The 23,687-nt window shown below is 71.4% G+C and carries 21 protein-coding genes; 12 read left to right on the top strand and 9 right to left on the bottom strand.

The window, feature by feature from the left end:
• Nucleotides 1–110: 110 nt before the first annotated feature.
• From ACIO3R_RS27730 to ACIO3R_RS27715, 4 genes are all read right to left on the bottom strand, one after another.
• Nucleotides 111–1,556: an FG-GAP-like repeat-containing protein gene (locus tag ACIO3R_RS27730; RefSeq protein WP_402109539.1), complete on the bottom strand. Its 1,446-nt coding sequence runs from the start codon at nucleotides 1,554–1,556 to the stop codon at nucleotides 111–113.
• 236 nt (nucleotides 1,557–1,792) lie between these two features.
• Entirely contained in the window at nucleotides 1,793–2,236 is a 444-nt protein-coding gene (locus ACIO3R_RS27725) for an SPW repeat protein (RefSeq protein WP_402109537.1), read from the bottom strand.
• A 431-nt stretch (nucleotides 2,237–2,667) separates the two neighbouring features.
• On the bottom strand, nucleotides 2,668–3,312 hold the full coding sequence (locus tag ACIO3R_RS27720) for a fasciclin domain-containing protein (protein WP_402109535.1): 645 nt from the start codon (nucleotides 3,310–3,312) through the stop codon (nucleotides 2,668–2,670).
• 118 nt (nucleotides 3,313–3,430) lie between these two features.
• Nucleotides 3,431–4,999 (bottom strand): molybdopterin-dependent oxidoreductase, encoded by a 1,569-nt coding sequence (locus tag ACIO3R_RS27715; protein ID WP_402109616.1) that lies wholly within the window; start codon nucleotides 4,997–4,999, stop codon nucleotides 3,431–3,433.
• 231 nt (nucleotides 5,000–5,230) lie between these two features.
• On the opposite strand from ACIO3R_RS27715, the gene ACIO3R_RS27710 reads away from it, so the two are divergent.
• From ACIO3R_RS27710 to ACIO3R_RS27690, 5 genes are read left to right on the top strand one after another with little or no spacing between them, the layout of a single operon-like run.
• Nucleotides 5,231–6,505, top strand: coding sequence for an NAD(P)/FAD-dependent oxidoreductase (locus ACIO3R_RS27710; RefSeq protein ID WP_402109533.1), 1,275 nt, complete (start codon nucleotides 5,231–5,233; stop codon nucleotides 6,503–6,505).
• The gene (locus ACIO3R_RS27705; protein WP_385033670.1) at nucleotides 6,499–7,224 is read left to right on the top strand and encodes a DUF1365 domain-containing protein; all 726 of its coding nucleotides are present in this window, start codon (nucleotides 6,499–6,501) and stop codon (nucleotides 7,222–7,224) included. The genes ACIO3R_RS27710 and ACIO3R_RS27705 overlap by 7 nt, the downstream gene beginning before the upstream one ends.
• Before the next feature lie 44 nt (nucleotides 7,225–7,268).
• The gene (locus ACIO3R_RS27700) at nucleotides 7,269–8,537 is read left to right on the top strand and encodes a class I SAM-dependent methyltransferase (protein ID WP_402109613.1); all 1,269 of its coding nucleotides are present in this window, start codon (nucleotides 7,269–7,271) and stop codon (nucleotides 8,535–8,537) included.
• Nucleotides 8,537–9,904, top strand: a complete 1,368-nt coding sequence (locus tag ACIO3R_RS27695) for a class I SAM-dependent methyltransferase (RefSeq protein ID WP_402109530.1) — start codon at nucleotides 8,537–8,539, stop codon at nucleotides 9,902–9,904. The genes ACIO3R_RS27700 and ACIO3R_RS27695 overlap by 1 nt, the downstream gene beginning before the upstream one ends.
• Nucleotides 9,901–10,707 carry a DUF1295 domain-containing protein gene (locus ACIO3R_RS27690; RefSeq protein ID WP_385033602.1) on the top strand — a complete coding sequence of 269 codons (807 nt, stop codon included), beginning with the start codon at nucleotides 9,901–9,903 and terminating at the stop codon, nucleotides 10,705–10,707. Before ACIO3R_RS27695 ends, ACIO3R_RS27690 begins: the two co-directional genes overlap by 4 nt.
• A gap of 269 nt (nucleotides 10,708–10,976) precedes the next feature.
• Here ACIO3R_RS27690 and ACIO3R_RS27685 read toward each other — a convergent pair whose 3' ends face one another.
• Together ACIO3R_RS27685 and ACIO3R_RS27680 are read right to left on the bottom strand one after the other, a co-directional pair.
• Nucleotides 10,977–11,756 carry an anti-sigma factor domain-containing protein gene (locus tag ACIO3R_RS27685; RefSeq protein ID WP_385033599.1) on the bottom strand — a complete coding sequence of 260 codons (780 nt, stop codon included), beginning with the start codon at nucleotides 11,754–11,756 and terminating at the stop codon, nucleotides 10,977–10,979.
• Nucleotides 11,753–12,337: a sigma-70 family RNA polymerase sigma factor gene (locus ACIO3R_RS27680; RefSeq protein WP_073737408.1), complete on the bottom strand. Its 585-nt coding sequence runs from the start codon at nucleotides 12,335–12,337 to the stop codon at nucleotides 11,753–11,755. Before ACIO3R_RS27680 ends, ACIO3R_RS27685 begins: the two co-directional genes overlap by 4 nt.
• A 190-nt stretch (nucleotides 12,338–12,527) precedes the next feature.
• Here ACIO3R_RS27680 and ACIO3R_RS27675 point away from each other — a divergent pair, with 190 nt between their 5' ends.
• The 3 genes from ACIO3R_RS27675 to ACIO3R_RS27665 all read left to right on the top strand — a co-directional run bounded on the left by ACIO3R_RS27675 (nucleotide 12,528) and on the right by ACIO3R_RS27665 (nucleotide 15,193).
• Nucleotides 12,528–13,190 carry a PadR family transcriptional regulator gene (locus ACIO3R_RS27675; RefSeq protein WP_385033664.1) on the top strand — a complete coding sequence of 221 codons (663 nt, stop codon included), beginning with the start codon at nucleotides 12,528–12,530 and terminating at the stop codon, nucleotides 13,188–13,190.
• A gap of 213 nt (nucleotides 13,191–13,403) precedes the next feature.
• Entirely contained in the window at nucleotides 13,404–14,417 is a 1,014-nt protein-coding gene (locus ACIO3R_RS27670; RefSeq protein WP_402109526.1) for an ATP-binding cassette domain-containing protein, read from the top strand.
• Nucleotides 14,414–15,193, top strand: coding sequence for an ABC transporter permease (locus ACIO3R_RS27665; protein WP_385033593.1), 780 nt, complete (start codon nucleotides 14,414–14,416; stop codon nucleotides 15,191–15,193). The genes ACIO3R_RS27670 and ACIO3R_RS27665 overlap by 4 nt, the downstream gene beginning before the upstream one ends.
• An 82-nt stretch (nucleotides 15,194–15,275) precedes the next feature.
• Here ACIO3R_RS27665 and ACIO3R_RS27660 read toward each other — a convergent pair whose 3' ends face one another.
• A complete protein-coding gene (locus ACIO3R_RS27660) occupies nucleotides 15,276–16,118 on the bottom strand; it encodes a siderophore-interacting protein (RefSeq protein WP_385033590.1) in 843 nt (280 codons plus the stop codon).
• A 74-nt stretch (nucleotides 16,119–16,192) separates the two neighbouring features.
• Nucleotides 16,193–17,101 carry a 5'-3' exonuclease H3TH domain-containing protein gene (locus tag ACIO3R_RS27655; RefSeq protein WP_385033662.1) on the bottom strand — a complete coding sequence of 303 codons (909 nt, stop codon included), beginning with the start codon at nucleotides 17,099–17,101 and terminating at the stop codon, nucleotides 16,193–16,195.
• A gap of 319 nt (nucleotides 17,102–17,420) precedes the next feature.
• Between ACIO3R_RS27655 and ACIO3R_RS27650 the strand changes: the two genes are divergently transcribed.
• From ACIO3R_RS27650 to ACIO3R_RS27635, 4 genes are all read left to right on the top strand, one after another.
• Nucleotides 17,421–18,485, top strand: coding sequence for a glycine betaine/L-proline ABC transporter ATP-binding protein (locus ACIO3R_RS27650; protein WP_385345313.1), 1,065 nt, complete (start codon nucleotides 17,421–17,423; stop codon nucleotides 18,483–18,485).
• A complete protein-coding gene (locus ACIO3R_RS27645; RefSeq protein WP_402109521.1) occupies nucleotides 18,478–21,114 on the top strand; it encodes an ABC transporter permease/substrate binding protein in 2,637 nt (878 codons plus the stop codon). The genes ACIO3R_RS27650 and ACIO3R_RS27645 overlap by 8 nt, the downstream gene beginning before the upstream one ends.
• A 170-nt stretch (nucleotides 21,115–21,284) precedes the next feature.
• Nucleotides 21,285–21,830 carry a helix-turn-helix domain-containing protein gene (locus ACIO3R_RS27640; protein WP_385036586.1) on the top strand — a complete coding sequence of 182 codons (546 nt, stop codon included), beginning with the start codon at nucleotides 21,285–21,287 and terminating at the stop codon, nucleotides 21,828–21,830.
• A gap of 12 nt (nucleotides 21,831–21,842) precedes the next feature.
• A complete protein-coding gene (locus ACIO3R_RS27635) occupies nucleotides 21,843–22,550 on the top strand; it encodes a helical backbone metal receptor (RefSeq protein ID WP_402109517.1) in 708 nt (235 codons plus the stop codon).
• On the opposite strand, the gene ACIO3R_RS27630 is transcribed toward ACIO3R_RS27635, so the two are convergent.
• Nucleotides 22,489–23,637, bottom strand: coding sequence for a TDT family transporter (locus ACIO3R_RS27630; RefSeq protein WP_402109514.1), 1,149 nt, complete (start codon nucleotides 23,635–23,637; stop codon nucleotides 22,489–22,491). The two genes, ACIO3R_RS27635 and ACIO3R_RS27630, sit on opposite strands and share 62 nt — an antisense overlap.
• Nucleotides 23,638–23,687: the final 50 nt, after the last annotated feature.

The following is a 23,687-nucleotide window of genomic DNA, read 5'->3' as shown; positions in this document are numbered from 1 at the left end:
GTCGGCCGCCGTGGCGGGTGATGCCCCCGCACCCCGCACCCCGCACCCCGCTCCTCGGACGCCGGAGGGGCTTGAACCGGCCGCTCCCCGGCGCCTCGTCGGAGCCGTCGTCAGCGTGTGGTCGCCGCCCCGACGGCTGAGCCGAAGCGTGCCTTCGCGGTCGGGTGATCCAGCGACTCCGGGGTGAAGAGGATCGAGCCCACCCCGGTCGGTCCGGTCGCCGAGCCCGGAATGACGCTCACGGCACCCGTCGCCAGATACTTGCCGGGCGCGCCGACCGCCAGGTCCGCACGGCCGTCCGCGTCGAAGTCCCCGGCCGTCACCGACCGCCCGAACTGGTCGTTGCCCTCCATCACTCCCATCACCCCGGGCGAGTCCAGGGTCAGCTTCCGGGCGCGGGTGGCGTCCAGCCCGGTCGTCGTCCCCGGTACGACGGTCAGCGCCCCCGCGTTCTGGATGCCGTCGGAGTCCGCCTCGCCGACCACGGCGGTCACCAGGTCGGCGTGGCCGTCGCCGTCGGTGTCGGCGAGGACGCCCGCGGTGCCCGGCTCCACGGCGCCGCCGTAGGGCACACCCGCGCCGAGCCCGGCGGCGGTGCCCGGGAACATGCGCAGCAGGAACTCGTCGGGGCCGTCGGAACCGGTGGTGTCCACGACCACGTCGTCGCGGCCGTCGCCCGTGATGTCGCCGGTCACGACGCTGTAGCCGGTGAAGGGCAGCCCCGTCCGGCCGATCGGCGCCGTCTTCAGGCCCTGCGCCGAACCCGGCAGCACGGCGAGGGTCCCCTCGTCGGCCCCGTCGTCGAAGTAGGCCTGGGTGACGAGGTCCGTGTAGCCGTCGCCGTTGATGTCGCCCGAGGCGATCGGTCCCATCCCGGCGCCGCCGCCGGGCGGGGCGTACGCGGTCATCGCCGGTTCGTCGATGTCCCGCAGATTGCTCGCACCGCGTACGACGTTCACCTTCGTTCCGGTGGAGACGGCGATGTCGTCCCGTCCGTCGTGGTTGAAGTCGCCGACCGTCAGGTTGTCGCCGAACCCCTGGCGCGCGGCGGGCTTCGGATTGTGGAACGCGATGGCGTCGCCGCTCAGTGCGCCCTTGGCCCCGAAGACGATTGTCACGGCGCCGGCGCCCGCCACGGTCCCGATGGCCTCGCCGCCCGAACCGATCACCAGGTCCGTGTACCCGTCTCCGTCCACGTCGCCCATGGCCACCGAGGAACCGAACCGGTCACCGGCCTCCGGGACGCCCGGTATCCCGGCCGTGTCCTGGGTGATGCCCTTGTGCCGGGTGACCCGGACGCCCTGGGCGGTGCCGTACACGAGGGACACGTAGCCCGCCTTCGCGTACCCCGCGACGGTGCCCTCCGGTGCGCCCGCGGCGAGGTCGCCGAACCGGTCACCGTCCACGTCGCCCGGCGCGGGGGCGGCCGCCTCGCGCGGAGTCTGCGACGCCCCCGTCGCCCCGCGACCCGGTGCGGCGAAGGCGGCGGGTGCCACCAGGGCCCCCGCGGCCACCGCTGTCGCCAGAGCCGTACACGCCATCAGGTGCCGCGCCATGTGCCCACTCCCGTCCTGGGGTTACCGGGTGCCGCCGCCGGTCGCCCCGGAGGGCGCCGGCCGCTGCCGTCAACCCACAAGACCCGTGAGGGGGATGAATAGTTGCGGTCGCCCACCCGGTCGCCCACCCGGCGGCCCCGAGGGGCCGGGCGCCTCGCGCGTCGTCCTGCGGGCACGCGGACGCCCGCACCGTGAACGCTCCACGGCGCAGGCCGTCCCAGCCCGTCGGGCGCGGTCTACGACCGGCGTCGGCTGCTCCTCAACGAGGCTCCTGTGCAGACCAGTCCCAGGAGGACGGTCAGGCCGCCGATGATGACGTTGTTCAGCACGACGCCCATGTCCGGGCTGCTGCCCACTATCCAGGGCGAGACGATCATCCAGGCGCCCATGGCGCAGATGGCCCAGCTCAGGCCATACATCCGTTGCGGCATCACGGTGAACCCGAGACCCAGCACGGCGATCGCGATACCCATGATCAGGTTGTGGTTCACCAGGGTGGTCTGGCTCGTCGTGAAGTGCAGCACCCAGGGCGAGATGGCGCAGTACAGGCCGACCAGGAACACCGGTGCGTCCACGAGCGCCACATCGCGGCCACCCATCACACGGGCGTAACGATCACGCATTTCGGAGGCGTCGGGGTGTCCGGCCAAGTCGTGGCCGGCATGCGAGACGTTTGACATGAGGTTCGTCTCCTTCGCTCCCGCAGGCCAGGACACGCCTTGTGCGATGAACGGCCCGCCCTGCCATTCTGCTCTTATTTGTGCCTTATGTGTAGTTTTCGAGGTGGCTGAATTCAGGCAGGTGCCGCATCGGTGCGGTGGCCGTCCAGCCGTCCAGCCGCCCGGCTCCGTCTGGAGGCCGATGTCCGGCGACAGCCGAGACCGGCCAGGGAGGCGTGGTCGCCCTGGCCGGTCTCGGGTGGGATCAGGTCGTGCTTCCGTGGGTGCGGCGGCGGTCATGTCAGCCCCTGTCGCCGATTTTTTGTCGGGCGACAGGAATTGGGGACGAGCTGTCTCGCAGGCGTGACGTGTCCGTGTCCGCGCGGGGCCGAAGTGCTCACGTCCCCCGGCGGGTTGGCCGGGGGACGTGAGCACCGTCCCGCGGTGACCCGCTACTTCGGGGGCATCAGGACCGAGTCGACGATGTAGACAGTCGCGTTGGCGGTCTGGACGTTGCCGCAGACGACCTTCGAGGAGTCGTTCACCGTGTACTCCATGCCCGAACCCGACGTCGTCAGCTTGCCCTTCTCCAGGGTTTCGAAGGAGCCCTTCTCCAGCTGCTTCGGCGTCAGCTTCTTGCCCACCACGTGGTAGGTGAGCACCTTGGTCAGCTCGGCCTTGTTCGCCAGCAGCTTGTCCAGGTCGGCCTTCGGGATCTTGGCGAAGGCGTCGTTGGTCGGGGCGAACACCGTGATGTTCTGCGCGTTGTTCAGGGTGTCGACCAGACCGGCCTTCTTCACCGCGGTGACGAGGGTGGAGAGCGCCGGGTTGTTCGAGGCGGCCGTGGCGACCGGGTCCTTCGCCATGCCGTCGAAGGAGCCGGAGCCGCTCTTGGGTACGGACGCGCAGCCCGGTCCGAAGGGCTTGTCCATGTTCATCGAGTCGTCGGCGGAAGCGGGCGCCGATGCCTTGGCCGAGCTGGCGGTGGAGCCGGACGCGCTGTCCTTGGAATCGCTGGAACAGGCGCTGAGGGCGAGCGGGAGCACCACCGCGGCGGAAACGGCGAGGGCGGCGCGGCGGACGTGGCGGGTGGTCATGGTGTTCTCCTGGATCAATATAAGTGACGAAATGATTACGTTCAGTGAAGGGTGGGGGGTGTGCAGGCCCGCGGCCGTGCTTGGTGCGCGATGCGGGTGGGGCGGCGGCGGTGTCCGCTCAGGACACGTCGACCACCACCGAGTGCCAGCCGGTCGCCCCGTTGGGCACCGTGCCGACCCGTTTGTCGGTCTGGGTGACGCCGGTGCGGTCCGTCGCGCGGACCTCAAGGGTGTGGTTGCCGGAGGTGGCCGGCCACTCCCACACCCACTGGCGCCAGGTGTCCCGGCTGTCCTCCGCGGCCAGCCGTGCGTGGTGCCACGCGCCGCCGTCCACCCGGACCTCGACCCGCGAGATCCCGCGGTGCTGGGCCCAGGCGACCCCGGCGACCGGGATCGTCCCGGCCTTCGGGGAGGCGAACGGGCGGGGGGTGTCGATCCGGGACTCGGTCTTGATGGGGGCCTGCTGGGACCAGGACCGCTTGACCCAGTAGGCGTCGTAGTCGGCGAACGTGGTGAGCTCGATGTCCTTCATCCACTTGCAGGCCGACACATATCCGTACAGGCCGGGGACGACCATCCGGACCGGGAAGCCGTGCTCGAAGGGCAGCGGCTCACCGTTCATGCCGAGGGCGAGCATCGCGTCGCGTCCGTCCATGACCGTCTCGACCGGGGTGCCGATGGTCATGCCGTCCACCGAGCGCGTGATGATCTGGTCGGCGGGACCGCCGCGGGACGGCGGCTTCACCCCGGCCTCGCGCAGCAGATCGGCCAGCCGCACACCGATCCACCGGGCGTTGCCGACATACGGTCCGCCCACCTCGTTGGACACGCAGGTCATGGTGATGTCGCGCTCGATGATCTCGCGGCGCAGCAGATCCTTGAAGGTGAGCGTCACAGGGCGTTCCACGCCCTTCCCGTGGATCCTCAGCTTCCAGTCGTTCGCGTCGATGCGCGGGACGACCAGGGCCGTGTCCACCCGGTAGAAGCTCTTGTTCGGCGTGACGAACGGGCCGAGTCCCCGGATCCTGAGATCGGCGCCCGCCGGTACGGCCGACGCCGCAGAGGCCGGCACGGGCAGCACCAGGTCATGCCGTGAGGCGGTGGCCCCCGCCTGGACGGCGGAGGTGAGACGCCGTCCCAGCAGACCGGCACCGGCCGAGGCCGCCGCCGCGGCGCTCGCCGCGATGACGAAGCCCCGCCGGTCGAAGGCACCGGACGCGGGCTCCCCGCCCCTCCCGCCAGCCGCGGGGGAGGGACCGGGAACCGGTGCGAGCCGTCCGACCAGCAGATACAGCACCCCTGCGGCCAGCACGGCGCCCACCACGGAGGGCAGCGCGTCGGCGGGCCGGCCCTCGGGCCTTCCCACCGCGGCGACCGCCCCGACCACACCGAAGACCAGTACGGCGGCCGAACCGGTCACCCGGTGCCGCAGCGCCAGCACTCCGATCACCACGGCGAAACCCGCCAGGAGAACCAGGATGCCCAGCTCCAGGACCAGCTTGTCGTTGGTGCCGAAATTCCGGACGGCGAAGTCCTTCAGCGCCGGGGGAGTGCGGTCGATGACCGCACCGCCCACCGCCGTGATCGGACCCGCCTCCGGACGGATGGCCGCCGCCGCCAGCTCGGCCACGGCCAAGGCGCTGAACCCGGCGATCAGACCGCTGAGCGCGGCGAGCAGAGCACGCACCCAGCGGGACCGCCGGGACCCGGGGGCCCCGTCCTGCGCATCGTTCTGATCTTCGCTCACACCGGGGATTCGTGGCCGGACGCCCGGCGGATTGGTCCCTCACCCGAATGGATGGGAGTGGATCACGGCCAATCCACGGCGCGACCTGTAACGAATCACATCCGAGAGGCATCCGCCGCTCCTCCGGAAACAGAAGGAGGGGTGAACGGGGCGGATGTCGAAGGGAGCGGTATGACAGGGATGCGGCGACGGACAGCCGTCGTGGGGAGCGGGGTGGCGGGGCTGACCGCCGCCCACGTCCTGCGGACGGCCCACGACGTGACGCTGTTCGAGGCGGACGACCGGGTGGGCGGCCACGCGCACACCCACGAGCTCCCCGCGTCGGACGGCCGCGTCCACCACGTGGACTCCGGGTTCATCGTGCACAACCGGCGCACCTACCCGCACCTGCTGCGGCTCTTCGCGGAACTCGGCGTCGCCACGCAGGAGTCCGAGATGAGCATGTCCGTGCGGTGCGAGGGCTGCGCACTGGAGTACGCGGGCGCCCGCGGCCCCGCAGGCCTCCTCGCCCGGCCGCAGGCCGTCCGCGACCCGGCCTATCTGCGGATGCTGGCAGCGGTGCCCCGCTTCCACCGGACCGCCCGGCGCCTCCTGGCGGACGGCGGACCCGACGCGGACACCATGACGCTCGGCGAGTTCGCCGCCCGCGGCCGCTTCTCCCCGTACTTCACCGCCCATTTCCTGACCCCCCTCGTCTCCGCCGTCTGGTCCTGCGACCCGGTGACCGCGATGCGCTACCCGGCCCGCTACCTCTTCCGCTTCCTCGACCACCACGGGCTGCTCTCGGTCGGCGGCTCCCCGGTGTGGCGGACCGTCACCGGCGGATCGGGCGCCTACGTCGAACGGGTCACCAAACAGCTCGACGCCGTCCGCACCGCGACCCCGGTCCGTGCCGTGCGCCGCCACCCGGACGGCGTGGAGATCACCACCGCGGACGACACCACGGAGCAGTTCGACTCCGTCGTCATCGCCACCCACCCCGACCAGGCGCTACGGCTGCTCGCCGACCCCACGGACGAGGAACGCGACACCCTCGGCGCGTTCCGCTACTCCCGCAACCCCACGCTCCTGCACACCGACACCCGGCTGCTGCCGCGGGCCCGCGGCGCCCGCGCCTCCTGGAACTACCTGATGCCCTCGTGCACCGCGAGCCCCGACCACGTCACCGTCAGCTACGACATGAACCGGCTCCAGCGGCTCGACGCCCCCGAGACCTTCGTCGTCACGCTGAACGGCGCCGACCGCGTCGCCCCCGGCCTGGTCCGCGCCAGCATGGTGTACGAACACCCCGTCTACACCCCGGAGTCGGTGGCCGCCCAGGCCCGGCTGCCCGCCCTGTCCGGCCCGCGCACCGCCTACGCGGGGGCCTACCACGGCTGGGGCTTCCACGAGGACGGCTGCCGCTCGGGGGCGGACGCGGCCAGAGCCCTGGGGGTGGACTGGTGAACGCCCTCTACCCCTGCACCATCGCCCACGTACGGTCCGCGCCCCTCACGTACGCCTTCCGGCACCGCACCTACCTGTGGCTGATCGACCCGGACGGGCCGCCGCCACTCCCCGGCCCCCTGCGCTTCCTGGCCGGCTTCGACCCGCGCGACCACTTCGGCGGCACGGCCCCGACCATCCGGGCCGGACTGAGCCGGTACCTGGCCGCGAACGGGGTCGACCTCGCCGACGGAACCGTACGGATGCTCACCCAGGCCCGGGTGTTCGGCCACGTCTTCAACCCGCTGACCGTCTACTGGTGCCGCCGCGCCGACGGCACCCCCCTCTGCACGGTCGCAGAGGTGCACAACACCTACGGCGAACGCCACTGCTACCTGCTGCACCCGGACGCCGCCGGCCGGGCCTCCACCGGCAAGGAGTTCTATGTGTCGCCGTTCTTCGGCGTCGACGGCGCCTACCGGATGCGGCTCCCCGAGCCCGGCCCCCGGCTCGAACTGGCGGTGCATCTGGAACGGGCCGGTACGCGGCCCTTCACCGCCACCGTGCGCGGCGTGCGACGCCCGGCGACCCCGCGCGTACTGCTCCGGCTCGCGCTGCGCCACCCCTGGTCCACGGCGGTCGTCTCCGTCGCCATCCGGCTGCACGGAATCCGCCTCCTGCTGCGCGGACTGCGCGTGCGGTCCCGTCCCCGCCACACCACTCAGGAAGGAATGCAGTGAGCGTGTCCACGTCCCACTCCCCGTCCCCCGCCGCCTCGCCCCCGGTGGCCGCCCCGTCCCCCGTCACCTCGGCCCCGGTGCACGCCCCGGCCACCGACCCTGAGCGCTGGCCGGACGTCGCCCGGCCGCCCCGCGCCTCCCGGCTGCGGACCGCCGTCGCCGAACGGCTGGTCCGGCGCGCACTGGCCGGGCTCCCGCTCCGCGCCCGGCTCGCCGGACAGGAGGACATCGGCCTCGGCGGTCCCCTGATGGACATCCGCGACCCCGCCCTCTTCTTCCGCAGAATCGGCCTCAACGGCCTGATCGGCTTCGGCGAGTCGTACATGGCGGACGAGTGGGACTCACCCGACCCGGTGGGCGTGCTGACGGTCCTCGCCGACCATGTCGCCGGTCTGATCCCGCGGCCCCTCCAGCGGCTGCGCGGACTCTGGGCGGGACGTCGGCCCCCGGAGCAACTGGGCACACCCGAAGGCGCCCGGGACAACATCAGCCACCACTACGACCTGTCGAACGAACTCTTCGCGCTCTTCCTCGACGAGACCCTCAGCTACTCGTCCGCCGTCTTCCGCAGCTTCCCCGCGGACGCCGAGGCGCTGCCCGCAGCCCAGCACCGCAAGATCGACCGGCTGCTCGACCTGGCCGGTGTCGGACCCGGCACCGAACTCCTCGAAATCGGCACCGGCTGGGGAGAGCTGGCGATCCGGGCCGCCGCCCGCGGGGCCCGCGTCGTCTCCGTCACGCTCTCCGCCGAACAGCGGGACCTGGCCCGCCGCAGGATCAGCGAGGCCGGGTACGAGGACCGGGTCGACGTCCGGCTCTGCGACTACCGCAGCGTCGACGGACAGTACGACGCGGTGGTCAGCGTCGAGATGATCGAGGCGGTCGGCGCCGAGTACTGGCCGGTCTACTTCCGCACCCTGGAGGAGCGGCTCGCCCCCGGCGGCCGTATCGCCCTCCAGGCCATCACCATGCCCGACGACCGGATGCGCGCCTCCCGCACCACCTTCACCTGGATCCACAAGTACATCTTCCCCGGCGGACTCCTGCCGTCCGTCGAGGCGATGACCGAGGTCACGGCCGAGCACACCGGCCTGCGCATCGACCGCTGCGACGACTTCGGCACGCACTACGCCGAGACACTGCGGCTGTGGCGGGAGCGGTTCGAGGAGCGGACCGCGGAGGTCGACGCCCTCGGCTTCGACGCCACCTTCCGCCGCATGTGGACCTTCTATCTGGCTTACTCCGAGGCGGGATTCCGCTCCGGCTACCTCCATGTGCGGCAACTGCTGCTGACCCGTCAGGAAACCGCGTGATGACACCTACCGCCAAGCAGGCCACGACCGGCGCGGCCCAGCGACTGGAACCCCTCGTCGAGCAACTGCTCGGCGGCGCCCTCCCGGTCAGGGTACGGATGTGGGACGGCAGCGAGACCGGCGCCGCCGACGGCCCCCTGGTCCACGTCCGGTCCCGGCGGGCGCTGCGCCGGCTGCTCTGGGCGCCGGGCGAACTCGGCCTGGCCGAGGCGTACATCACCAGTGACGTGGACGTCGAGGGAGACCTGGCCGAAGGGCTGCGGGCGATGCGGCACGCCGTGCGCGAGCGCGGACTGCGCCCGCCGCGGCCCGGCATCGGCGACCGGCTGAGGGCCGCGCGCACCGCACTGAGTCTGGGCGCGGTCGGCCCCCGGCCGCCGGTGCCCGCCGCCCGTGCGGGACTCCACGGCGTCCTGCACAGCAAGTCCCGCGACCGGGCCGCGATCAGCCACCACTACGACCTCTCCAACACCTTCTACGCCCTGCTCCTCGACGAGACGATGGCCTACTCCTGCGGTTACTGGACGAGTGACGCCCCCGGTTACGGCCCCGCCGACGCCCAGCGCGACAAGCTCGAACTGATCTGCCGCAAGCTGGACCTGCGCCCCGGGGCGCGCCTGCTCGACATCGGCTGCGGCTGGGGATCGCTGACCCTGTACGCCGCGCAGCGGCACGGGGTCCGCGTCACCGCCGTCACCCTCGCCCGGGAACAGGCCGCCCACGTCCGCGCACAGGTGTCCGAACGGAACCTGGAGGACCTGGTCGAGGTCCGCTGCTGCGACTACCGGGACATCGACCGGGCACCGGGGCACGAGGGCGGTTACGACGCGGTGTCCACCGTCGAGATGGGCGAGCACGTCGGGGACGCGGAGTACCCCGCCTTCACCGCGACGCTGCACGCCATGGTCCGGCCGCGCGGGCGGGTGCTGGTCCAGCAGATGTCCCGGGGCCGCGACGCGCCGGGCGGCGGCGCGTTCATCGAGTCGTACATCGCCCCCGACATGCACATGCGCCCGCTCGGCGAGACGGTCGCCCTGCTGGAGGGCGCCGGCCTCGAAGTGCGCGACGTCGAGGGGATGCGCGAGCACTACGTCCGGACCGTCGACGCATGGCGGCACACCCTGGAGCGGAACCAGCGGGAGTTCACCGATCTGGTCGGGGAGGAGACCGTCCGGGTGTGGCGGCTCTACCTGGCAGGCGGCGCCCTCGCCTTCGAGGAACGGCGGATGGGCGTCGACCAGATCCTCTCCGTACGGCCGGAGGCCACCGGCGCGGCCGGGATGCCCGCCACCCGGCGCGGTTGGTACACGGAGCTGTCGGCGCTGCCGGCCGCCCGCGACGGCGCGACGGCCGGGGCCACCGGATGAACGGCTTCGGCTGGGCGGCGTTCGCACAGGGCCTCGCGCCCAGTGCGGGCGCCGCCCTCGCTGTCATGCTCGGCACGTTCGCCGTCGCGCTGCGCAAGGGCGTGCACCGGGTCGTGGACGTCGCGTGGGGGTTGGGGTTCACCGCCGTCGCGCTGGTCTCGTACGGCATGTCGGCCGGCGGCGGGGGAGACGGCACCCGACGGCTCCTTGTCACCGTGCTCACCGCGGTGTGGGGGCTGCGCCTGGCCTGGCACATCGCCCGCCGGGGCAGGGGTCACGGCGAGGACCCGCGCTACGAGGCGATGCTCGCCAGGGCGCCGGGGAGTCCCGCGCTGTACGCCCTGCGGAAGGTGTACCTGCTGCAGGGGGCCCTGGTCTGGCTGATCTCGTTGCCGGTGCAGGCGGCCGGGTACGTCACAGGGCCCGCCGGAGCCTGGACCTGGGCCGGTGCCGCGCTCTGGGCGGTCGGACTCGGGTTCGAGGCGGTGGGGGACCGCCAGCTGGCCCGGTTCAAGGCGGACCCGGCCAACCGCGGGCGGATCATGGACCGGGGGCTGTGGTCCTGGACCCGGCATCCGAACTACTTCGGCGACTTCTGCGTCTGGTGGGGCCTGTTCCTGATCGTCTGCGACGCTCCGGCGGCTGCCGCGGCCACGGTCGTGGCGCCCGCGCTGATGAGCTTCCTGCTCATCGGCGGCAGCGGAAAGGCCCTGCTGGAACGGCACATGGCCGAGCGCCCAGGATTCGCCGCGTACACCGCCAGGACCAGCGGCTTCTTCCCCCGGCCGCCGCGCCGGGGCTGATGCCCGGCGTGGTGTGTGCAGTGGGCCCCGTACCTCCATCGCCTCCCAACGGCGGAGGTACGGGGCGAGCACCGCGAAGTGGTCTCGGCCCGCCGGGACGACCCGACCCGGGGCGAGCGCCGTGACCACCGCGTCCTGGGGCGGGTCCCTCGCGGCGTGGCCGCCGGTGGTCCCGCTCACGACATGTGCCCGTCGTGGCGCGGCTCATGCGGCCCGTGGCGGTCTGTCCGGAACGCTCCGTTCCGGACAGACCGCCACAGGCCGCCGCCTCATGCGGAGGGCAGCTTCATCAGCGCGAGGGGATCGGAGGTCGGCTGCTCGGACCCGCCCGCCGGCTCGACCGTGATCCCCATGCCCGTGGCGCCGTCCACCGGCCCGTCGAGCAGGGCCGCGTAGGTCGTCGACGAGGGGCCGGTCGCCCGCATCAGGCCCGCGGACCGCATCGTGCCGCCGTCGTCGAACCACAGCTGGTAGACCTTGCCGCCGGGCGCCTCCGCCAGCCCCGAGGCGAGGAAAACGGCCCGGTCCTGGCTCCTGGAGACCACCACGGTTCCCTTCGCGCCGTCGCTCAGCGTGGCCGAATCGGACCGGGCGTCGGGCGCCGAGACGACCTCGGCCACCTGTGCGCTCCGCTGCTCCGCGGCGCGGGCGTCGGACCGGGCGTCCCGCGCCTCCTGGTTCTGCCAGACGGCGACGCCCCCGAAGCCGGCCGCCGCGGCCAGGCACGCGGCCAGCGCGAACGTCGACCACCGCCCGGCCCGGCCCGTGCCGTCCCGGCCGGTACCCCCGCCGGAGCGGGCGCGCCGGCCGGTGGACGGCGACTCCTGGCGTACGGTCGCGATCTCCCGCAGCACCCGCTCGCGCAGCTCCCGCGAGGGCGCGGCCGACACGGCGAGGCCGAGGCGGGTCGCCGTCTCCGACAGCTCCCGCACCTCCACCGAGCAGGCCTCGCAGTCGCCCAGGTGGCGTTCGAACTCCCGGCGTTCCGTCTCCGGCAGCGCGTGCAGGGCGTAGGCCCCGGTCAGTGTGTGAAGTCCGGCGTTGCTCATGCGCTCACCCCGAGGCAGTCGCGCAGCCGGATCAGTCCGTCGCGCAGTCGAGTCTTGATCGTTCCGAGCGGCACCGCTAGCAGTTCCCCCACCTCGCGGTAGGTCAGTCCGCGGTAGTACGCCAGCGTGACGGACTCCCGTTGCAGTTCCGAGAGGGTCCGCATACAGCGGCGGACCTGCTCCCGCTCCAGCCGGCTCTCCACCTGTTCGGTGACGTCGTCGAAGGCGGGGGTGCGGTCGAGCAGTGCGGCCTTGTGCTCGCGGGCCGTCGTCGCCTCCACCGAGCGCACCCGGTCCACGGCCCGGTGATGGGCCAGGGTCAGCACCCAGTTCATGGCGCTGCCGCGGGCCGCCTGGAAGCGCGGCGCGGTGCGCCAGACCTCCACCAGCACCTCCTGTGCGACCTCCTCCGACTGGGCGGGGTCGCGCAGGACGCTCCTCACCAGCCCGAGCACCGGGCCGCAGACCGCTTCGTACACCTGCGCGAAAGCGTCCTGATCACCCCGGGCGACCATTCCCAGGAGCTCCTGGAGGTCGGGTCCGGCCGAGGCCAGTCCGCTGATGTGCACGGCTTCTTTCACGCGGGCTTCCTCCCGGGACGGTCATCGGTCTCCAGGGGTGATTCGGAGCCGGTGGCCATACGGATTGGTCGGTGGGGGAAAACCTTTCACGCCTTCCGGATTTCGCGATACATCGTGGTTGACGTGTTCCGGAGACTCGCGATATGTTCGGCCACGAGTATTCGACGGCGAGGAAAGGGTGGCGAGGGCGGTGGCCAAGCGGCGCAAGCTCAGCAATCCTCTGGCGCTCACGGTGATGGTGCTGCTCGCCGAGCGGTCCATGCACCCGTACGAGATCGCCCAGACCCTGCGCCGCCGGGGCAAGCAGCACAGCGTCAAGATCAATTTCGGCTCGCTCTACACCGTGGTCCAGAACCTGGAGAAGCACGGCTACGTCGAGGTCGCGGGCGTACAGCGACAGGGCAACCGCCCCGAGCGCACGCTCTACGGCATCACGGAGGCCGGGCGGGCCGAGATGCTGGACTGGCTGTCCGACCTGATCGCGGTCCCGGCCGACGAGTTCCCCGCCTTCGACACCGCCCTGTCGCTGCTTCCCGTCCTGCCGCCGGACGAGGTGGCCGAGCTCCTGGCGGACCGGGAGCAGGCACTGGCCGTGCGGGCGGCGGCGCTCCGGGGGGTGCTCGGTCAGCTGGGCGACGCGCTTCCCCGGATCTTCGTCGTGGAGACCGAGTACCAGGTCCACATGATCGACGCACAGCTGGCATGGATCAGGGGGTTCCGCAAGGAGATCCGTGACGCCACCGTCAGCGGCATCGAGGGGTGGAAGTCCTTCCACGAGACCGGCGAGGTCCCGCAGGACTGGCAGGACCTCGACGAGCAGGAGATCGTCCCCGACCCCGGACGCAGGGCGTGACGGGGAGAGGGAGAACGGAAAAAGACCCCGGCAGGTGCTGTTGGAGCAGCGCCCGCCAGGGTCTCGAACCCCGGACCGGACATGCCGTGAAGGCGGGCCAGGCGATCGAGGTGCGGCACACCCAGGATAGCCCGGCACTCCTCACGCGGAACGGACCGGCGTACCGGGCACCCGGAGACCCGGGTGCCCCGCCGACCACAGGAGAGCTCTGCCATGAGCACCCGTGCGCCCGCGGTAGCGGCGCGACAGCTGATCAAGACCTATCCAGGTGATGTCACCGCGCTGAACGGCATGGACCTCACCGTCTCGCCCGGCACCGTCTTCGGGCTCCTCGGCCCCAACGGCGCGGGGAAGTCCACCACCGTCAAGATCCTCACCACGCTCGCCCGCCCCGACTCCGGCACCGCGTCGGTCGCCGGGCACGACGTCCTGCGCCACCCGGACCGGGTCCGCCGGTCCATCGGTGTGGTCGCCCAGAAGTCCGGCGCCGACCCGGTCGCCACCGGCCGCGAGAACCTGCTGCTCCAGGGCCGGCTGTACGGGATGCGGGGCGCCGCCATCCAGCACCGCGCCGACGGGCTGCTGGACCGCTTCGGCCTCAAGGACGCCGCGAAGCGCCAGGTCAAGGGGTACTCCGGGGGTATGCAGCGCCGACTGGACGTGGCGCTCGGCCTGGTCCACCGCCCCGAGGTGCTCTTCCTCGACGAGCCGACCACCGGACTCGACCCCGAGGCCCGCACCGCGATGTGGGAGGAGATCTCCCGGCTGGCCGGTGAGGAGGGCCTGACCATCGTGCTCACCACGCACTACCTGGAGGAGGCCGACCGGCTCGCCGAACGCATCGCGATCGTCGACCGCGGCCGGATCGTCGTCGAGGGCACCCCCGACGAGCTCAAGGGCGAACTGCGCGGCGACGCGGTCCATCTGGAGCTGCGCGCCGACGTGGACCGCGGTGCCGTCAACGCCGTACTCACCGGACTGCCCGGCGTGTACGAGGTGCTGGTCGAGGGCCGCCGGGTCAGCGTCCGCGCCGAGGACGGGGCCGCGGCCGTACCGGTACTGCTGGGCGCCCTGGAGCGGTCCGGTTCGGCCGTCGCCGCGGCCACCGTCGCCCGGCCCTCCCTCGACGACGTCTATCTGCGCTACGTCGGCCGCCGCTTCTCCGAGGCGGAGTCCGCGGGTTCGCGGGCCACCGAGGTACCGGGCGCCGCGGGAGGCCCCCGATGAGCGGTCAGACCCTCTCCCAGACCTGGTACATGACCCAGCGACAGCTGAGGGCGATCCTCCGGCAGCCGGTCTTCCTGGTGATCTCGCTGATCCAGCCGGTGATCTGGCTGTTCCTGTTCGGCAACCTCTTCAAGAAGGTCGTCGAACTGGGCGGCTTCGGCACCACGTCCTATCTGGACTACCTGATCCCCGGCATCGTCGTGATGAGCGCGCTGGGATCGAGCATGTGGGCCGGCATGGGCACCCTGGAGGAGATCGAGCGCGGCACGCTCAACCGCTTCCTGACGACACCGGTCAGCCGCAGTGCCCTGATGAACGCCAACGTCGTGCAGAACGGCATCAGCACGGCCGCGCAGTCCCTGGTCATCGTGCTGCTCGGCCGGGCCGCGGGCGCCACCTACCCGGGCGGGGCCGGTGGACTGCTGATCCTGGTCGTCGCCTCGATCCTGCTCGGCACGGTCTTCGGCGCGTTCTCCAACGCCCTGGGCATGCTGGTGCGCCGGCGGGAGTCGATCATCGGCATCAACACCTTCCTGCTGCTGCCGCTGACCTTCCTGTCCTCGTCCTTCATGGCCCCGAGCCAGATGCCGTCGTGGATGCGCCACATCGCCGACTTCAACCCGGTCAACTGGGCGATGGTGGCCGGACGTTCGGCGCTGACCGCGGAGCCCGACCGGTGGCTGGTGCTCAGTCGCGGGGGAGCGCTGCTGGTGCTCGCCGCGGTCGCCGTGTGGCTGTCGACGCGGACCTTCCGCTCGTACCAGAAGTCGGTCTGACCGGCCGGACCCTCTCTGGCGCATATGGCTGTGCCCCGGTCCACGGACCGGGGCACAGCCATGCGCGCCGCGCGGACGCGCCCTACGCGGCGCTCTCCTGCTCGCGCTCCACCTGGGCGTTCCACTCGCGCTTGACCGAGCGCCAGGCGTCGTCGTTCTGGCCCAGGCGCCAGTAGCCGGAGATCGACAGCTGGGGCAGCGGGATGCCGCGGTCCAGCCGCAGGTGGCGCCGGATGTCCTTGACGAAGCCGGCCTCGCCGTGGACGAACGCCTGCACCTCGCCCGCCGGGAACTCCAGCTCCTTCACGGCGGCGGTGAGCGCCTCGCCGACCGGTCGGTCGCCCCGGTGCAGCCAGGTCACCCCGACACCGTCCGGCGTCGTGATCTTCTGCTCCTCCGCGGCGTCCGCGACCTCGACGAAGGCGTGCACCACCGCGTTCGCGGGCATCTGCTCCATCGCCGCGGCGATGGCCGGCAGCGCGCTCTCGTCGCCCACCAGGAGGTGCCAGCCGGCCGAGGGGTCCGGCCCGTAGCCGCCGCCGGGGCCCAGGAACGTCACCGGGTCACCGGCCGCGGCACGGGCCGCCCACGGGCCCGCGAGGCCCTCGTCGCCGTGCACCACGAAGTCGACGGCCATCTCCCGGGTGGCCGGGTCCCAGGAGCGCACCGTGTACGTACGGGTGGTGGGCCACAGCTCGCGCGGGAACTCCTCGCGGATGCGGGCCATGTCGAAGGGGTGCGCGTACTCGGCACCCTCGGGGGCGAAGCAGAGCTTGATGTAGTGATCGCTGTAGCCGGAGAGCGCGAAATCCGCGAGACCGTCACCGCCGAGCACCACCCGGATCATGTGCGGGGTGATCTGCTCGGTGCGCAGGACCTGCGCACCCTGCGCCGTGGGGGCCTGCCGCGCCGGTCGTTCTGCCACGAGGTTCTCTCCCTGTTTCGGATACCCGGACCACTGACCGTGAACGTGGTCTTAGGGTTACCTAACCTAACACCTCAGGTCCGAAGTGTGGAGAGGAGGCGCTGCAGGGCGCCGCCCAGCCCCCACTGGTCCGCAAGCGCTTCGAGCGCCGCCGGGTCGCGCGGCTCCGCGGGGAGCGCGGGGTCGAAGGCGGGCAGCGGTACGTCACCGGCGACCCGGACCACCGTCGGCGCGACGGCCACGTAATCGCGGGCCTCGTCGAGCCGTTTGCGCTGCGAGGGCGTCAGCTTCGCGGCCGGGTCGTCCACCGCCGCCATGATTCCGGCCAGATCGCCGAAGGCGTCCAGCAGCTTCGCCGCCGTCTTCTCGCCGATGCCGGGCACGCCGGGCAGTCCGTCGCTCGGGTCGCCGCGCAGCAGCGCCAGATCGACGTAGCCGGAGCCGTCCACCCCGTACTTCTCGCGCAGCCAGGCCTCGTCCGTCACCTGGAGCGAGCCGACGCCCTTCAGTGGGTAGAGCACCCGCACCCCGCGGGCGTCGTCCACCAGCTGGTAGAGGTCCCGGTCGCCCGTGACGATGTCCACCGGGCCGGTCGCGCGGCCGGCCAGCGTGCCGATCACGTCGTCCGCCTCGTACTCCGCGACGCCGACCCGCGCGATTCCCAGGGCGTCGAGCACGTCCTCGATGATCGGCACCTGCGGGGCCAGCGTGTCGGGCGTCTCCTCCTCGTCGGGCAGGCCCCCGGCGGTCTCCACCGCCACCCGGTGCGCCTTGTACGAGGGGATCAGCTCGACCCGCCAGTGCGGCCGCCAGTCCGCGTCCATGCAGGCGACCAGGTCGTCAGGACGGTGGTCCTGCACGAGCCGGCCGATGAAGTCGAGCAGTCCGCGCACGGCGTTGACCGGGGTCCCGTCCGGCGCGCGCACCGAGTCGGGGACTCCGAAGTAGGCGCGGTAGTAGAGGGAAGCGGTGTCGAGGAGCATCAGGCGTCGCGTCACACCCCTGATGATGCCGCACCCCACCGACAGTGGCCGCCGAGGGCGCGGTTCCCGATCCCGGACCACTTTTGTGTGAGCTGGGTCACTCTTGTGTTTGCCCCGCGTAAGCGGGGGCAGGCGCGGCATCGGAGCGGACCACGTCGCATTTTCAACTAGTGCACGTGCCATGCGGACCGAATCCGCGCGCTCCACGGTCTGCCGGAGGGGGTGGCAGACCGTTTTCGGTTCAACGCGTGAGGTGTATGTGTCAAGGCTGCAAGCCGAACACTTGTACAAGGTCTTCGGCAGACGACCCGATCAAGCCGTGCAGAAACTCGAGAGCGGCTCCAGCCGCGACGACCTGCGCGCCGAGGGAACGACCGCAGCGGTGATCGACGCATCGTTCACCGTTGAACCGGGACAGATCTTTGTAGTGATGGGTCTGTCCGGGTCCGGCAAGTCGACGTTGCTGCGGATGCTCAACGGGCTGCTGGAGCCCACCGCGGGGAAGGTGCTCTTCGACGACCAGGACCTGACCGCCCTGACTCCCGCCGAGCTCCGCCATGTCCGGTCCACCAAGATCAGCATGGTGTTCCAGCACTTCGCGCTCTTCCCCCACCGGAGCGTGCTGGAGAACGCCGGCTACGGCCTGGAGGTACAGGGCGTGCCGCGCGACGAGCGCAACCGGCGCGCCGCGGAGGCCCTGGAGATGACCGGCCTGGCGGGCTGGGAGAACTCCTGGCCCGACGAGCTGTCCGGCGGTATGCAGCAGCGTGTCGGCCTGGCCCGCGCACTGGCCACCGACGCCGACCTGCTCCTGATGGACGAGTCCTTCAGTGCCCTGGACCCGCTGATCCGCCGCGACATGCAGGACCAGCTCCTGGAACTGCAGAAGCGGCTGAAGAAGACCATCGTCTTCATCACCCACGACCTCAACGAGGCCATGCGCCTCGGGGACCGCATCGCCGTGATGCGCGACGGGGAGATCGTCCAGCTCGGCACCGCCGAGGACATCCTCGTCACCCCGGCCAACGACTACGTCGCCTCCTTCACCCAGGACGTGGACCGCTCCCGGGTGCTCACCGCGGGCGCGATCATGGCCGAGCCGCACACCGTCATGGGCACCAGGACGGACGACGGCAAGGAACTCCGTACCCCGCAGGACGTCCTGCGGGAGGCCCCCGCCACCGTCACGGAGGGCACCCCGATCATCGAACTGTTCACGCCCTGCTCGCAGAGCGGTGTCGCGGTCGCCGTGACCGACGACAAGGGCAAGCTCATCGGCGTCGTGCCCCGGGCCCGGCTGCTCGCCGTGCTCGGTGAGCCGATGACCCCCGCGGAGGCCCCCCAGGACGCCGCGACCGCGCTGAAGAAGGTGGCCAGTGTTTAGGCTCCACCTCGGCGACTGGGTCGACTCCGCCGTCGACTGGCTCCAGACCCATCTGGCCTGGCTCTTCGACGCCATCAGCTCCATCGTCAGCGGGATGTTCGACGGCATAGCCGCCGTACTCTCCGCCCCCGCCCCCCTGCTCTTCGCGGGCATCGTCGCCGTCATCGCCTGGTGGCTGCGCGGCCTGCTCGCCGGTGTGCTCGCGTTCGTCGGCTTCGCCGTCATCGACTCGGTCGAGTTGTGGGACGAAGCGATGGACACGCTCACCCTGGTACTCGTCGCCACCATCGTGACGCTGGTGCTGGCCGTGCCGCTCGGTATCTGGGCGTCCCGGTCCAAGGCCGTCAGCGCGGTGACCCGGCCGGTCCTCGACTTCATGCAGACCATGCCCGCCATGGTCTACCTGATCCCTGGCGTCATCTTCTTCGGCGTCGGCGTGGTCCCCGGCATCATCGCCACCATCATCTTCGCGCTGCCCCCCGGCGTCCGGATGACCGAACTCGGCATCCGCCAGGTCGACGCCGAACTCGTCGAGGCGGCAGAGGCCTTCGGCACCACCTCGCGCAACACCCTGCTGCGGGTGCAGCTGCCGCTCGCGCTGCCCACGATCATGGCGGGCATCAACCAGGTCATCATGCTGGGCCTGTCCATGGTGGTCATCGCCGGCATGGTCGGCGGCGGCGGCCTCGGCGGCTCCGTCTACCGTGCCATCGGCAACGTCGACGTCGGCCTCGGCTTCGAGGCCGGTATCTCCATCGTCATCCTGGCGATGTACCTGGACCGGATGACCAGCGCCCTGGGCCGCGAGGTCTCCCCGCTGGCCCGCCGCGCGCTCGCCAAGGCGCAGTCCGTGGCCGGTGGACTGAAGGTGTGGAACTACCGCCCGCAGCCCCTCGTCGCCGTGGCCGGCATCGTCGCCCTCGCCCTCGTGGCCGGCGGCATGAGTGTGTTCGGCTCCTCGGACTCGGACGACATCGCGAGCAAGGACCCGAAGAACATCGGGGCCGGCAAGACGATCAGCATGGGCTACATCCCGTGGGACGAGGGCATCGCCTCCACCTTCCTCTGGAAGGAACTGCTGGAACAGCGCGGCTTCAAGGTCGACGTCAAGCAGTACGAGGCCGGCGCGCTCTACACCGGTATGGCCAACGGCCAGATCGACTTCGAGACCGACTCCTGGCTGCCGGTCACCCACGCCGCGTACTGGAAGAAGTACAAGGACCGCCTGGAGGACATGGGCTCCTGGTTCGGCCCCACCTCTCTGGAGCTGGCCGTCCCCTCGTACGTGAAGGGCGTCGACTCGCTCGACGACCTCAAGGGCAAGGCGTCCGACTTCAAGGGCCGCATCGTCGGCATCGAGCCGAGCGCCGGTGAGACGGGCCTGCTCAAGGACAAGATCCTGCCGGGCTACGGCCTGGACAAGGAGTACAAGGTCGTCGACGGCTCCACGCCGTCGATGCTGGCCGAGCTGAAGCGCGCGTACGCCAAGAAGGAGCCCATCGTGGTTCCGCTCTGGTCGCCGCACTGGGCGTACAACCAGTACGACCTGACCAAGCTCAAGGACCCCAAGAACCTCTGGGGCAAGGGCGACGGCATCCACACGCTGACCCGCAAGGGCTTCTCCGACGAGAACCCCGAGGTCGGCAAGTGGCTGAAGAACTTCAAGATGACCGAGGACCAGCTCACCAGTCTTGAGGCGCAGATCCAGAAGAGCGGATCCGGCAAGGAGCAGGTGGCCGTCCGTACCTGGCTCAAGGCCAACCCGGAATTCGCCGACAAGGCGGCCCCGGTCGCCAAGGCCGCCACCTCCAAGGGTGCCGACGGCAAGGACGAGCGCGAGCGCGCCGTCGAGATGGCCTGGTTCCCGTGGGAGGAGGACATCGCCGCCACGTACCTGTGGAAGGCCGTCCTGGAGGACCGCGGTTACAAGATCAACCTCAAGCAGTTCGAGGTCGGCCCGATGTACACCGCGATGTCCCGCGGTCAGATCGACGTGCAGTTCGACGGCTGGCTGCCGTACACCCAGAAGAACTACTGGGACAAGTACGGCTCGAAGCTGACGGACATCGGCTCGTGGTACGGCCCCACCTCGATCGAGGTCGCGGTGCCGGACTACGTCAAGGACGTGAAGTCCCTGGCCGACCTCAAGGGCAAGAGTTCCCAGTTCAAGGGCCGGATCATCGGCATCGAACCGGGCACGGCCACGATGGAGAACCTCAAGAAGAACGTGCTGCCGCAGTACGGCCTCGACAAGGAGTACAAGGTCGTCGACTCCTCGACGCCCGGCATGCTCGCCGAGCTGAAGCGCGCGTACGCCAAGAAGGAGCCCGTCGCCGTACTCCTGTGGACCCCGCACTGGGCCTACAACGAGTACAAGATGACGAAGCTCCAGGACCCCAAGAAGGCCTTCGGTGAGGGCGACCGCCTGCACACCATCGGCTCGAAGGACTTCCCGAAGAACTACCCGCAGCTGACCAAGTGGTTCAAGGACTTCAAGCTGAGCGAGGACCAGCTCGCCGGCCTGGAGAACGAGATCCAGAAGCTCGGTACGGGACACGAGGAAGACGCCGTGCAGGCCTGGATGGCGAAGAACCCGGGCATCGCGGACAAGATGGCTCCCCAGCAGTAACCCCGTCGCGGCCCCGCCAGGGGGTGCGGCACAGGAAGGGGTGGGCACCGCCGGTGGCGGTGCCCACCCCTTTCGGCCTGTCCGGACGCCTCATTACCGGCCGTCCTCGCGTAACCGTGTGCGTAAGGTGCTGGCAGCCGGAAGGATGGGGAGTCGGGAGGGAGCCGGACATGGACGACAAGGAAACACTCCGGGTGGGCGCGGCGGTCCGCAGACAGCGCAGATCCCTGGGACTCACGCTGGCCGCGGTCGCGACGCGCAGTGGCCTGTCCGTACCGTTCCTCAGCCAGATCGAGAACGAACGGGCCAGACCCAGCGCCAGATCCCTGGACCGGGTCGCGGACGCCCTGGAGACCACCCCCGCACGCCTGCGGGCCGCCGCCGACTCGGCGCGCGCCGTCGACGTCGTGCGCGGCGGCCAGGAGGACGGGGCACGCAGGGTGGTGCGCGGACGCCATCAGCTCAGCGCCCTCGAATTCACCGGTGAGCTCGATCTGGGGCGCGAGTTCCAGCACCGCAACGACGAGGTGATGTACGTGGCGGAGGGCGCCGCCGAGGTGGAGGCCGAGGGACAGGCCTACCGGCTGGAGCGCGGGGACACGCTGTTCCTCTCGGGCGGGGTGCGCCACCGCTGGCGGGCCACGGTCCCCGGCACCCGGCTGCTGTTCGTCGCGGTCGCCGAGCACATCGACGCCACCTTCGACCCGCGTCGCTGAGGAGGAGCCGCCGTGCGCGTCGTGTCCCTCGTCCCCTCGCTCACCGAGGCCGTCGCCGTGACCGCGCCCGGTCTGCTCGTCGGTGCCACCGACTGGTGCACCCACCCCGCCGGGCTGCGCGCCGCCCGCGTCGGGGGCACCAAGAACCCCGACGTGCCCGGGATCCTCGCCCTGCGCCCGGACCTCGTGGTGGCCAACGAGGAGGAGAACCGGGAACCCGACCTCGCCGCGCTGCGGGAGGCCGGGACCGAGGTCCTCGTCACCACCGTCCGCACCCTGGAAGAGGCGTTCGTGGAACTGGACCGGCTCCTGACCGGTGCCTGCGGACTGCCGAGGCCCCGGTGGCTGGACGAGGCCGAAGCCGCCTGGGCGGCCCTGCCACCGCCCTCCGCCCCGCGCCGTGCGGTCGTCCCCGTCTGGCGCAGGCCCTGGATGGTCCTGGGCCGCGACACCTTCGCCGGCGACCTGCTGGCCCGGCTCGGCGTCACCAACGTCTACGCGGACCACGCCGAGCGCTACCCCCGCGTCCCGCTCGACGAACTGAACGCCGCCGGCGCCGACCTGCTCGTGCTGCCCGACGAGCCCTACCGGTTCACCGCCGCCGACGGGCCCGAGGCCTTTCCCGCGCTGCCCGCCGCGCTCGTCGACGGGCGGTTCCTCACCTGGTACGGGCCGTCACTGGTGCGGGCCCCTGCGGCGCTGCGAGCAGCGCTCCGCTGAGCAGCCCGCGCACCGTACGGACACCGGCCACCGCCCAGGCCGTCACCAGCAGCACGTAGAGCGCGACGGCCAGCCAGGTGAACGCCGTCAGGCCGGTGTGCCGGGCCAGGCCCGCGGCGCCCGTGACACACGTGCCGACGGGGAAGGTGAAGCCCCACCACGTCATGCCGAACGTCATCCCGCCCCGCAGCGCCCGCACCACCATGGCACCGGCCAGCGCCAGCCACATCAGCGCGAACCCCATGACCGGCACCCCGTACAGCACGGCGAAGGCGCCGAACGCGGAGGCGTACGGGGCCCCGATCGCACCCGGCGCCACATCGGCGAGCGCGTTGACCGCGGTCGTCGACTGGCCCAGCGGGCCCAGCACCAGGAACAGCGTGGGCGTCAGCATGAGCGGCAGCGGACCCTGGTGGACCAGCCGGGAGAAGATCAGCGGCAGCATCACCAGCGTCGCCAGCAGGCTCAGCCCGAACATCGCGTAGCAGGCCAGCAGCAGCGCCTCCCGCCACTGCCCGGCCGGCAGCTCCGGCACCAGCAGCGGACCGAGAGCCGCGGAGACCATGGGAGCGACCACGGGAAGCAGCCACACCGGGGACGCGGTCCCGTGCTCCGGGCGGTGGCGCACCATCATCAGGTACGGGATCGCCACCGCGACGAAGAGCCCGGTCAGGGTGCCCGCGGTGAACAGCACCACATCCAGTACCAGCGCCGCCCGGTGCCCGATCACGTCCTTGCCCACCACCATCCCGGCGCCCCCGACGGCCAGCAGCGCCATCGAGAGACAGCCGTAGAAAGGGGCCACGCCCGGGTCCAGGAGATGGGTGCGGGCCTGGTCGCGGTGCGAGGCCCAGTGCCCGGCGCGCGCCGTGAGCACCGCGGCGAGCATGAGCGCGGCCAGCACCCACACCACCGCGCAGACCGCCCGCAGACCGGGGACGTGCACGGGCAGGGCGGCGCCCGCGCTCGCGACGATGGAGGTACCCATCACGGTCGCGTACCAGTTGGGGCCGAAGTACCGCAGCGCCGGGCGCCGGGCCGTGCGGGCGGGCGGGAACGCGGTGCGGGTCTGCGGAAAGATGGCCATGCCACGATTCTTGGTTCCGGGGCCGTCCCCCACCAGGGAGTCCCTCTCTA

The sequence above is a fragment of the Streptomyces sp. NPDC087428 genome (assembly GCF_044744085.1).
Taxonomy (GTDB): domain Bacteria; phylum Actinomycetota; class Actinomycetes; order Streptomycetales; family Streptomycetaceae; genus Streptomyces.
Note: the sequence above shows the minus strand (reverse complement) of the source record. Positions and strands in the feature narration are given on the sequence as shown.

Bases quoted from the DNA above. Each gene is read 5' to 3' on its own strand.
- ACIO3R_RS27685 (WP_385033599.1), bottom strand. From the start codon at position 11,756: ATGAGCAACGCCGGACTTCACACACTGACCGGGGCCTACGCCCTGCAC.
- ACIO3R_RS27695 (WP_402109530.1), top strand. From the start codon at position 8,537: ATGACACCTACCGCCAAGCAGGCCACGACCGGCGCGGCCCAGCGACTG.
- ACIO3R_RS27670 (WP_402109526.1), top strand. From the start codon at position 13,404: ATGAGCACCCGTGCGCCCGCGGTAGCGGCGCGACAGCTGATCAAGACC.
- ACIO3R_RS27725 (WP_402109537.1), bottom strand. From the start codon at position 2,236: ATGTCAAACGTCTCGCATGCCGGCCACGACTTGGCCGGACACCCCGAC.
- ACIO3R_RS27710 (WP_402109533.1), top strand. From the start codon at position 5,231: ATGACAGGGATGCGGCGACGGACAGCCGTCGTGGGGAGCGGGGTGGCG.
- ACIO3R_RS27690 (WP_385033602.1), top strand. From the start codon at position 9,901: ATGAACGGCTTCGGCTGGGCGGCGTTCGCACAGGGCCTCGCGCCCAGT.
- ACIO3R_RS27640 (WP_385036586.1), top strand. From the start codon at position 21,285: ATGGACGACAAGGAAACACTCCGGGTGGGCGCGGCGGTCCGCAGACAG.
- ACIO3R_RS27655 (WP_385033662.1), bottom strand. From the start codon at position 17,101: ATGCTCCTCGACACCGCTTCCCTCTACTACCGCGCCTACTTCGGAGTC.
- ACIO3R_RS27630 (WP_402109514.1), bottom strand. From the start codon at position 23,637: ATGGCCATCTTTCCGCAGACCCGCACCGCGTTCCCGCCCGCCCGCACG.
- ACIO3R_RS27730 (WP_402109539.1), bottom strand. From the start codon at position 1,556: ATGGCGCGGCACCTGATGGCGTGTACGGCTCTGGCGACAGCGGTGGCC.
- ACIO3R_RS27665 (WP_385033593.1), top strand. From the start codon at position 14,414: ATGAGCGGTCAGACCCTCTCCCAGACCTGGTACATGACCCAGCGACAG.
- ACIO3R_RS27720 (WP_402109535.1), bottom strand. From the start codon at position 3,312: ATGACCACCCGCCACGTCCGCCGCGCCGCCCTCGCCGTTTCCGCCGCG.